Origin of the sequence: Collinsella aerofaciens (genome assembly GCF_040926265.1) — a bacterium.
GTDB classification, from domain to species: Bacteria; Actinomycetota; Coriobacteriia; order Coriobacteriales; family Coriobacteriaceae; genus Collinsella; species Collinsella aerofaciens_BB.
Genome location: NZ_JBCOIL010000042.1, coordinates 1 through 10,834, shown reverse-complemented (window position 1 = coordinate 10,834; position 10,834 = coordinate 1). Strand labels below are relative to the sequence as shown.

The 10,834-nt window shown below is 61.0% G+C and carries 8 protein-coding genes; 1 reads left to right on the top strand and 7 read right to left on the bottom strand.

What is annotated here, in order from left to right:
- Positions 1-313 precede the first annotated feature (313 nt).
- From AB5767_RS09805 to AB5767_RS09795, 3 genes are all read right to left on the bottom strand, one after another.
- A complete protein-coding gene (locus AB5767_RS09805; protein ID WP_368131968.1) occupies positions 314-1,354 on the bottom strand; it encodes a Gfo/Idh/MocA family protein in 1,041 nt (346 codons plus the stop codon).
- Positions 1,355-1,423: 69 nt separating this feature from the next.
- The gene (locus AB5767_RS09800) at positions 1,424-2,680 is read right to left on the bottom strand and encodes an MFS transporter (protein ID WP_368131967.1); all 1,257 of its coding nucleotides are present in this window, start codon (positions 2,678-2,680) and stop codon (positions 1,424-1,426) included.
- Between the two features lie 68 nt (positions 2,681-2,748).
- The gene (locus tag AB5767_RS09795) at positions 2,749-3,630 is read right to left on the bottom strand and encodes an SDR family NAD(P)-dependent oxidoreductase (RefSeq protein WP_196033465.1); all 882 of its coding nucleotides are present in this window, start codon (positions 3,628-3,630) and stop codon (positions 2,749-2,751) included.
- 233 nt (positions 3,631-3,863) lie between these two features.
- On the opposite strand from AB5767_RS09795, the gene AB5767_RS09790 reads away from it, so the two are divergent.
- A complete protein-coding gene (locus AB5767_RS09790; protein WP_368131966.1) occupies positions 3,864-4,742 on the top strand; it encodes a LysR family transcriptional regulator in 879 nt (292 codons plus the stop codon).
- Positions 4,743-4,785: 43 nt separating this feature from the next.
- Here the strand turns inward: AB5767_RS09790 and AB5767_RS09785 are convergent, their stop codons facing one another.
- The 4 genes from AB5767_RS09785 to AB5767_RS09770 all read right to left on the bottom strand — a co-directional run bounded on the left by AB5767_RS09785 (position 4,786) and on the right by AB5767_RS09770 (position 10,636).
- Positions 4,786-5,877, bottom strand: a complete 1,092-nt coding sequence (locus AB5767_RS09785; protein ID WP_368131965.1) for a GGDEF domain-containing protein — start codon at positions 5,875-5,877, stop codon at positions 4,786-4,788.
- Positions 5,878-6,410: 533 nt separating this feature from the next.
- Positions 6,411-8,330 (bottom strand): ABC transporter ATP-binding protein, encoded by a 1,920-nt coding sequence (locus AB5767_RS09780; protein ID WP_368131964.1) that lies wholly within the window; start codon positions 8,328-8,330, stop codon positions 6,411-6,413.
- Positions 8,323-10,137 carry an ABC transporter ATP-binding protein gene (locus AB5767_RS09775; RefSeq protein ID WP_368131963.1) on the bottom strand — a complete coding sequence of 605 codons (1,815 nt, stop codon included), beginning with the start codon at positions 10,135-10,137 and terminating at the stop codon, positions 8,323-8,325. Before AB5767_RS09775 ends, AB5767_RS09780 begins: the two co-directional genes overlap by 8 nt.
- Positions 10,130-10,636, bottom strand: coding sequence for a MarR family winged helix-turn-helix transcriptional regulator (locus tag AB5767_RS09770; RefSeq protein WP_117770394.1), 507 nt, complete (start codon positions 10,634-10,636; stop codon positions 10,130-10,132). Before AB5767_RS09770 ends, AB5767_RS09775 begins: the two co-directional genes overlap by 8 nt.
- Positions 10,637-10,834: the final 198 nt, after the last annotated feature.

Here is a 10,834-nt window from a genome sequence, read left to right as displayed (position 1 = left end):
TATTACGAGCTCCTGTGCGAATTGAAGGGAGCTCTCCCGCAAACTGCCTCTTGACAACTTATAGGAGCGTCGGTTTTTATTTCGCGAAATTCGGTATGGTTGAGGGTGGTTGGCTAAACGTAGTAGATAGGCTCGTTCGTGGCGAACGAACCAAGCTGAGGCGCAAAATAGTCCCCGCTTCTGAAAAATCGTCGGCAAGGTAGCAAAAGGCCCCGCGGGCAGGAGGCTGCACGCGGGGCAAAGAAGAGGGGCTTGTTGGTGGCGGACCGAAGGGGCTCGGCATGGGATTTCTGCCGCGGTCGCTCTTAAGGCATTACAGCTCGACGAGCTGGCCGGTCTCGGCGGCCTCCTTGATGGCGTTGAGAAGCGTGAGCGTCTTGACGTTGTCGGCGGGGGTCACGACGGGCTCGGCCTCGCGGCGGACAACCTTCACAAAGTGCTTGAGCTGCATCTTGTGCGGCAGCGCCGGGTCGACGGCCGGAATCTCCATCTGCAGCGGCTTGTGCCAGTTAGAGGCGCCGTCGTAGGAGAACTGGTGCAGGCGGGGCAGCGACAGGGCGCCCTTAGTGCCGCCGATAAAGTAGGCGTCGGCGTCGAAGGGGCGGTACTGCGGATCCTCGCGAGCGGTTGCCTCCCAGTTCCAGGGGCTGGCGGTGGCGTCGGAGATGGTCATGCTCGCAAGCGCGCCATCGGCAAAACGGACGTTGACCACGGCGGAGTCCTCGGTCTCAAAACCGCGGGCGGCGCTGGACTGCATGCCCTGGACGGCAACGGGCTCGCCCAGCAGGTAACGGAGCAGGTCGACGTCGTGCACCAGGTTGACCAGGATCGGGCCGGCACCCTTCTTGCGGCGCCACTCGACATCGAAGTACTCGTCGTTCTTATAGATCATGTAGTGGAAGCTCGATACGGTGAGCTTGCCCAGTTCGCCGGACTCGATGATCTCCTTGGCCTTGTTGACGAAGGGGTTGTGGCGACGGTGCTGGCCCACGAGCACGGGCACGCCGGCGGTCTCGCCCTCGGCGGCGAAGGCCTGAGCATCCTCGAGGTCGTTGGAGATCGGCTTTTCGACCAACGGCACGATGTTGCGCTTGATGGCCTCGCGGGCAACGCCCAGATGCAGGTCGTTGGGGGTGGCGATAATGACGGCCTCGGGCTTGACCTCGTCCATCATCTGGGCGGGATCGGTATAAAACGGCACGCCGGCGGCCTCGGCCGTGGCGCGGGCGCCCTCAAAGGCGTCAGCGATGGCGACGAGCTCGGCCTCGGGCTCCTCGGTGACAAAGCGGATGTGGTTGCGGCCCATGGCGCCGGCGCCGATAACGGCAATGCGGACGGGGTTGAGCTCAGACATTTCGACTCCTTAATACTGGTGACCGGTGGAATGCGACAAAGGGACTGTCCCTTTGTCGCATCGGTAAAACTAGGCGGACTTCTTCTTGCTGTCGGAGACCATCATGTAGACGGTGAGCACGACGGCGATGGCGGCGATCACAATGGCACCGTAGAAGGACTGCTGGTAGGCGGCGCTGCCGGCCTCGGCGTGATACAGCACGGCGGTGATGGGCTGGCTGATCCAGGTGGAAGCGGCGTAGCCCAAAAACATGATGCCGTAGTTGACGCCGATGTTGCTGGTGCCAAAGGCGCCACCGGTGAGCGGCGGGTAGATGACGAGCAGAGCGCCAAAGCTAAAGCCGAGCAGGGCGAGCGCCACGAAGAACATGCACTGCGTAAAGCTCATCGACATGATAACGAGGGCGACGATGGTGACGACAAGGCTGATGAGCAGCGACTTGTAGGCGCCGAGCTTGTCGATGATCTGGCCAAAGGACAGACGGCCAACCAGGTTGGCGCAGGTGTTGACGGAGACCACCACACCGCCGAGGGCGACGGCCGCGGCGCTCGTGGGGTCGGCGAAGAGCTGGACGGCGGCGATGGAGGCAACCTTGCCCACGAGCAGGGTGCCCGCGGTGGCGGCAAAGGCGAAGGTGACGATGAGGACCCAGAAGCGCGGGGTCTTGACCATCTCGCCCGGGGTGAGGTCGCCGAAGGTGCCGGCATGTGCACCGCCCTTGGGGGCCTCGAAGCCCTCGGGCAGCCAACCGGCCTCGGGGGCCTTCAGGAACAGGGCGGAGGCGGCGATCGTCACAAAGAAGATGACGCCGAGTGCCTTGAGGGCGCCAAAGATGCCCAGGCTCGGGATGAGCAGCGAGGCGAGCACCGGGGACAGCACGGCGGGGCCGGCGGTCGAAGCGGCCAGGGTGATGCCGGAGGCAAGGCCCTTCTTGTCGATGAACCACTTTTGGCCGGTGGTGAGCGCCGGGTTGTAGCCCAGGCCGTTGCCGATGGCGGCGACGAGCGAGAACCACAGGTAGAACTGCCACGGCTCGGTGACGGTGCCGGACATGAACCAGCCCAGGCCGTAGCACACGGCGGCGGCGATCACGACGTTGCGCGGGCCGATCTTATCGGAGATGCGGCCGGCGAAGATGCCCGTTACGGCCATGATGGTCTGAAAGACGGGGAAAGCCCAGGTAAGGGCACTCGACCACTCGGGGTAGACGGCGAGCAGATTCTTGCTCACGACGGAATACAGCGCGATGGAGCTGATAAAGAACATGGTGACGCACGCGGCGGAAAGCACGACGGCGCGACCCTTGTTGGAGTTGCTGGAAGCCATTTGACTCTTTCTAATCGATACGGGGGGGGGGAGCGGGCGTGTCCGCGGGGCCTCCCTGTCAGGTTGGTTTACTGGTCGGTCGGCTTGGCGACGCCGGACTCATCGGACCAGAGCTCGACACCCTTGTTCTTAAGGTAGTTGTCGGCATAGGCGCGACGGCCGCCGGGCTTGGCGGTGAGGTCGCCCATCATATTGGAGAAGCCGCCATCGACCTTGATGGCGTCGCCGGTGGTAAAGTCCGAGCGCTTGGACGCCAGGAACATGACGGCGTTGGCGATATCGCTGACCTCGCCGATGCGACGCGTGGCGATCAGACGGCTGCGGCTCTTTTCGACCTCGGGATCGGCGTAGAAGTTGGCTGACATCGGGGTCTTAACGAAGCAAGGCTCGACGCAGTTGGAGCGCACGCCGTAGGGGCCCCACTCGGCAGCCAGCATCTTGGACATCATGTTGACGCCCGCCTTGGTGGAGCTGTACACGCCCGAGAACGTCTCGGGGGAGTGGCTGGCGACGGTCGAGATGTGCACCAGGCGGCCCTGGCCGGCCTTGATCATCTCGCGACCAAAGCGCTGCGAGGTGATGAAGTAGCCGGTGAGGTTGACGTTGATGACCTCATTCCAGTCGGAGAGCGGCAGGTCCTCCATGGCGGCGAAGCGCAGGATACCGGCGGTGTTGACGAGGACGTCGACGCGACCGAAGTCGGCGATGGTGGCGTCGACGGCGGCCTGAACCTCGGCCTCGTCGGTGGCGTTCATCTTGTAACCCTCGGCGTGGATGCCAAACTCGGCAGCGAGGTCGGCGGCAGCAGCCTTGACCTTCTCCTCGTCCAGGTCGAGCAGGACGACGTTGGCGCCGTTGCGGGCGAACTCGCGGCAAATCTCGACGCCCATACCGCCGAGCGCGCCAGTCACGGCGCAGACATCGCCCTCGAGCTTAAGCCAATTGCTCATAGGAACTTCCCTTCTTGTGCCTCCCGGTGGGTCGCTCCCATTAACCGACCCACGTGGTTTTCGCTGGTTATCGTATGCTTTGCATTTGCGCAGGTGAATTGCATATTTGTTAGAATGGCGTTAACCGTAGGTTTATACTGTGCGATGCAGTTTTTTCTCAATTGAGCGCGTGACCTGCCAAAACGACCCCCTTCGGCAGTTCATTGCCATGCGTCTGGAAACGGGAGATTGACGTGTACGATCGACGACTCGAGGCCATATCGGCCGCCGCGGAGCTGGGAAGCTTCTCGCGTGCGGCGGCAAAATTGCGCGTGTCGACCCCGGCGCTCGTCAAGCAGGTGTCGGGCTTCGAGGCCGAGTTTGGCATCACGTTGTTCGAGCGCTCGCACTCGGGTGTTAAGGTGACGCCGGCGGGCGCTCTGCTGGTGGACGACGCGCGCTCGATCATGCGGCAGTCCGAGGATACGCTGCGTCGCGCCCGACGCGCGGCGGGCGATGGCGGTGCCGTGCGTCTGGGCGTGTCGATGATGTGCCCGGGGCGCCAAACGCTGTCGATGTGGACGGACATCCACGATCTGGAACCATCGCTGCGATTTGAGATCGTGCCGGTAAGCGACCTCTATGACGAGCGCGAATCCGTCATGCGCAGCTTGGGCCGCGAGGTGGATGTAGTGCAGTCGAGTTTTTCTACTCCACGCTGGGGCGACGCCTGCCAAAAGCTTCGCATCGTTAACGTGCCGTTTTATATCGACCTGCCGCGCACGAGCCCGCTGGCGCGCAAGACGCGCATCACAGTTGCCGACTTAGAGGGCATGCGCCTGCGCGTGCTCCGTCACGGCAACGACGCTATGGACAGTCTGCGTATCGATCTGTTGGCCGACGGCGGCGTAGACGTGATCGACGTGGACAGCTTTGACTTTGCGCTCTTTAACGAGGCAGAGGAAAAGGGCGACGCGGTGCTCACCTGCGGCGCATGGTCGGGGGTGCACCCGGCCTTTGTGGGCGTGCCGTTCCTGTGCGGGCGAGAGGTGCCGGTCTTTTTGCACTATCCGCTCGAGCCCACCCTCCAAGTACAAAAATTCGTCAACGCCATGGCCCAACTCCTCAAGTAGCCAAAAGAGTCCCGTCCCAAATTAGCTACCCTTTGCTACGGGTTTAGCGGTCCTCGCGTTGCGGCCCGGCTGCCTCGGCTGTCTTTACGCGGTTCTTATCGACGTACATGTTCTTGTCGGCCTGGGAAAAGAGTTCGCGCATGGTAGGCGGCTCGTCAAAATCGCTGGAAAGCGCATAGCCCACCGCGTAGCTGATGGGCATATCGGGGTGGACTTCGGAATACTCGTTCACGTTCGCGCGAATCCGAGTGAGACAAGATTCCACAGCGGCTCGGTCGGCATCCCGCAGCACCGCGATAAACTCATCGCCGCCGTCGCGACCCACAAAGCACGTCTCCGACGCCACACTTCCCAGTTGTTGGGCAAAAGAGCGAATGTATTCATCGCCCTTCTCATGGCCGAAGTTGTTATTGACCATATGCAGATTGTTAAGGTCGAAGACGCACACCGCAACGGGCTCCTCCGCGGAGACAGGCTGCTCCTGCCCCAAGATCTCCTCGCACTTGTTCTTGTTGGGCAGCCCCGTGGCTTCGTCGAGATAGACTTTGCTCTGCAGTTCGCGATTGAGCGCGGCGGTGCGCACCGCGCGAACGAGTTCGACCGCAAAGGTCGCCACCAAGCCCACGATGTCGATGATCACCAAGCCCTCGAGATAGTTGAGCGCCGACGCCTTCTCCTGAGAGTAGTCCTCTGCGAGTCGCGTAGCATCGTCGCAAATGCCAAAGAATTCCTCGCTCATGGAGATGATGTCGGTGTTCTCGTAGCCGACTTCGCGCACACGGATGATCTCGGTGCAAAGCTCATCAAAATAATTTGCAAGCTCGGTCATTTTTGCCTGATACTCATCGTCGTCGAGACGGACGAGGTTGAGGTCGTCACTTCCGTAACGCAAACCGTTGATGTATGAATCCACGGCCTTGAGCAGGTCGTCTTGTGACTGGCCTGCGTCCTCGAGCTTCACGATGCGCTGCGTGGTGCCGCGTACCAGGCCGGCGTAGTTGACCACACGCGCCGTGCCATGGATATCGGAGACGAGCAGCATAACATTGATGAAGAAGAAGATGAGAACTGCCGTGAGCACCATCATGAGCAGGCGCACCGCCTGGCCGGCCTTCTTGGCGACAGAAGTATTCACAAGTTCACTCCCCTAAATGACAAAAGAACAGGTAGCACGCAGTGTGCTGAAATTCATGGGTGGTTAACTCTACCATATGGGCTAGCAGCCTCAAACTGCAGCAGACGCTCGTCCAAATTGGCGTGACGCTTGCCTTGTTGTTCTTGACCTGGCCGCGCTATCGGACATGCTTCTGGTCTTGGATCACCATGGGAAAGCTCATCCCGTTTTGTGCGTCTAGAGTGGGATGCGGCTTCCCAAAGGTGCCGTTAGGGGAAACCACATCCCGGTTTATGCCCTTGAAATGGGATGCCGTTTCCCGGAGGGGGCCCAGCGGGAAACGGCATCCCATTTTGGGCCCGAAAAGTGGGATACGGTTTCCGGCCGGCATGAATAAAGCCTCCGCAGCTCGTGTGGCTGCGGAGGCTTTATTCGTTGCGGCGCATTGTGTTTGGGTCGTTGAGATGAGTCGATTTGCCCCGAAAGAGGAGGGCATTGACCTTAGGGTCATGCCCGACGAATGAGCGGCAAATCGGCCATCTCGGCGAGCCGAACTACTCCAGCTCAAACGCCCCGGTATAGAGCTGATAGTAGTATCCGCGCTTGGCGATCAGCTCGTCGTGGTTGCCACGCTCGATAATGCGGCCGTGGTCCAGGCAGATGATCGCGTCGGAGTTGCGCACGGTGGACAGGCGGTGCGCGATGACAAACGTCGTGCGGCCCTCCATGAGCTTATCCATGCCCGCCTGCACGATGGCCTCGGTGCGGGTGTCAATGGAGCTCGTGGCCTCGTCCAGAATCATTGCCGGCGGATCGGCGACGGCGGCACGCGCAATCGAGATCAGCTGGCGCTGGCCCTGCGACAGCTGTGCGCCGTTGCCGGTGAGCATGGTGTCGTAGCCGTCGGGTAGGCGGGTGATAAAGTCGTCCGCGCCGGCGAGCTTGGCCGCCGCGATGCACTCCTCGTCGGTAGCGTCCAGGTTGCCGTAGCGGATGTTATCCATCACGGTGCCGGTGAACAGGTTCACGTCCTGTAGCACGACGCCCAGCGAGCGGCGCAGATCGGCCTTGCGGATCTTGTTGACGTTGATGCCGTCGTAGCGGATCTTGCCGTCGGCGATGTCATAGAAGCGGTTGATGAGGTTGGTGATGGTCGTCTTACCGGCACCGGTGGCGCCGACAAACGCGACCTTCTGGCCCGGCTTGGCAAACACGGACACGCCGTGCAGCACCTCGTGGTCGGGCGTGTAGCCAAAGTCGACGTTGTCCATGACCAGGTCGCCACGCAGCGGCACGTACTCGATCTCGCCGGTTGCGCGGTGCGGATGTTTCCACGCCCACATGCCAGTGTGGTGGTCGGCCTCCTCGAGCTGCCAGGTATCGGGGTTCACCTGAGCGTTGACAAGCGTCACATAGCCTTCGTCGGCTTCGGGCTCCTCGTCGATGAGCTCAAAGATACGGTCGGCGCCGGCGAGGCCCATGACCACGGCGTTGATCTGCTGCGAGATCTGGCCGATCTGTCCACAGAACTGCTTGGTCATGTTGAGGAACGGCACCACGACGGCGATGGACAGCGCCATGCCCGAGATGCTCAGGTTGGGCACGCCCAGCGCTAGGAAAATGCCGCCGGCCAGTGCGACCAGCACGTAGAGCAGGTTGCCCAGGTTCATAAGGATGGGCATGAGGATGTTGGCGTACATGTTGGCCTTCTGCGAGACCTCGAAGAGCTTTTCGTTGCGCTCGTCAAAATCGGCTTCGGCGGCAGACTCGTGGCAGAATGCCTTGACGACCTTCTGGCCGTTCATGACTTCCTCGATATGGCCCTCGACAACGCCGAGCTCGGTCTGCTGCGCAATAAAGAAGCGCGCGGAGTTGGAGCCGAGCAGCTTGGTCATACAGGTCATAAAGGCGACGCCGGCAATAATGACCAAGCACATCCACACGCTGTAGTACAGCATGATAAAGAACACCGTGACGATGACGATGACCGTCATGAGCAGGTTGGGCAGCGACTGGCTGATCATCTGGCGCAGCGTGTCGATGTCATTGGTGTAGTGGCTCATGATGTCGCCGCGCTGGTGCGTGTCGAAGTAGCGGATCGGCAGGTCCTGCATGCGGTTGAACATCTTCTCGCGCAGCTTCTCCAGCGAGCCCTGCGTGACGATGGCCATGGCGCGGTTCCAGAAGAGCGAGGACAGGATGCCGATGCCGTAGATGCAGGCGAGGGTGGTCACGAGCTGTGCGATCTTGGGCTGCGCGGCTCCCCAATCGCCCGACTGCCACGATTCGCTAATAATCTGCAGGGCGCTCTGAAGGAAGGTCGCGCCGATGGAGTTGATGATGGCGCAGAGCACCACGCCGGCGACGACGAGGGGCAAAAGCACGGGGTAAAAGCCAAAGAGCGTCTTGATGAGGCGCGACATGGTGCCGCCCTTGCGGTTGAGCGCGCGCTCGGCGGTCGTTGCCTTACTCATGTGCCTCGCCTCCTTCCTGGGTCTGAGCTTGCGTTACGGATGCCTCGGTGTCGGCCTCGACGGCCTCTTCGCCCTCGGCAGACATCTTGTTCTGCGAGGTAAAGGTCTCGCGGTAGATCTCGCTCGTCTTGAGCAGCTCGTCGTGGTTACCGATCTGCGCGATGCGGCCGCCCTCCATGACGATGATGCGGTCTGCGTCCTGCACGGAGCTAATGCGCTGGGCGATGATGAGCTTGGTCGTGTTGGGCAGATAGCTTGCCAGCCCTGCGCGAATCTTGGCGTCGGTCTTGGTGTCGACGGCGCTCGTGGAGTCGTCCAGGATCAAGATCTTGGGGCGACGCAGCAGGGCACGCGCAATGCACAGGCGCTGCTTCTGACCGCCGGAAACATTGGAGCCGCCCTGTTCGATCCAGGTGTCATAGCCCTTGGGGAAGCCGTCGACAAACTCGTCGGCGCAGGCCAGATGCGCGGCCTCGCGGACCTCTTCGTCGGTGGCGTTCGGGTCGCCCCAACGCAGGTTCTCGGCAATCGTGCCGCTAAACAGCACGTTTTTCTGCAGCACCATGGCCACCTGGTGGCGCAGGGCGTCCAAGTCGTAGTCGCGTACATCCACGCCGCCCACGCGCACGGTACCCTCGGTGGCGTCGTACAGGCGGGCGATGAGGTTTACGAGCGTGGACTTGGCCGAGCCGGTGCCGCCGATGATGCCGATGGTCTCGCCGCTCTTAATGTGCAGGTCGATATCGTCGAGCGCCTGGCGCTTCGCATGCGCGGAATACTTAAAGCTCACGTGGTCAAAGTCGATGGAGCCATCGGCGACCTCGAGCACGGGCTCGGCGGGATCGGCGATCGTGGGCTCGGCGGCCAGCACCTCGGTGATGCGGTGCGCCGATTCGTCGGCCATGGTCACCATGACAAAGATCATCGACAGCTGCATCAGGCTCATGAGGATTTGGAAGCCATAGGTAAAGATCGAGGAGAGCTGGCCCACGTCGAACAGCGTGCCCTGGCTCGTGATGATGAGCTTGGAGCCCAGGTAGATGATGACGACAAACGCGCCGTTGACGCAGATGTTCATCATGGGGTTGTTAAAGGCAAGCAGCTTCTCGGCGCGGGTGAAGTCCATCTGGACGTCGCGTGCGGCGGTCGCGAACTTCTCCTTCTCAAAGTCTTCGCGCACGTAGCTCTTGACCACGCGCATGCCGGTGACGTTTTCCTCGACGGACTCGTTAAGGGCGTCGTACTTGTGGAACACGCGCGAGAAGATGGGACGCACCTTAAAGATGATAAAGAACAGCCCAAAGCCCAGCAGCGGAATGATGACCAGGTAGACCATGGCGACGCTGCCGCCCATGATAAATGCCATGGTAAAGGCGAAGATCAATACCAGCGGCGCGCGCACGGCGATACGGATGATCATCATAAAGGCCTGCTGCACGTTGTTGATATCGGTGGTCAGGCGCGTGACGAGCGAGGAGCTCGAGAACTCATCGATGTTGGCAAAGCTGAACGTCTGGATCTTGTAGAACAGGTCGTGACGCAGGTTCTTAGCGAAGCCGCAACTCGCATGGCTGCAGGTGACGCCGGCAGCGGCGCCAAAAGCAAGCGACGTCAGCGCGATGAGCACCAAAAAGCCCGCGGTGGGAAGTATCTCGGCTACGGTGGTGCCATCTTTGATGGCGTCGATCAGGTTGGCGGTGATAAATGGAATCAGCATCTCGCAGAGCACCTCGCCAAGCACGAGCAACGGCGTGGCAACGGTGACTTTTATATAGTCGCGGATGCTGCCCATGAGGGTTTTAATCATCCAGTTCCTCCCAGGTTACACGGATTTTCTCGAGCATTTCGGCGAGCTGCTCGCGCTCGTCGTGGGTGAGGGCACCAAAGGCCTGCTCTCTAAAGCGAATGCGGGCTGCCTGGTCGATGCGGGCGTTTTCCCGGCCGGTTTCGGTCAGGCGAATGGTGAGCTGCCGTCGATCCTTGGGGTTACGGCTGCGCTCGATGAGGCCGTTGAGCTCGAGTTTGGACAGGATCTCGGAAAGCGACCCCGGCTTGAGGTCAAAGTGCATGCCGAGTTCCTGCTGCGACATCTCGCCGCCGGGTTGCTTGGCCAGCAGGCAGATGATGGGCGCCTTGCCGGACACGCCTCCGCCATGAAAATGCATGTAATGGCCGCAAAAGCCCAGGCCATTGAGGATGCGCTTGGCAAGCTTGTCTTCTGAGCTAACCGCTTCGGGTGCATCCGCCGGCTGTGACGGGTCGCCGCCGGGCTCGTGCGAACAAAGGTTAAGAGGTTCATCGCACATGAATTAGTGTTGCTCCTTTCTTTAGTTAGGTAGTGGAATTGTTTTGTGCCTAACCAGTCTAGGAGCGCATAGATTGATTGTCAAGGTACCAAACTAGTGGTTACGCGGTTTTACCAAACCGCGTAACGGCTCGACGCTGCGCGGGCCGCATTTGGACAATCTGACGTTCAACTTCAAGGGCGCGACCAGAAGGTCAGC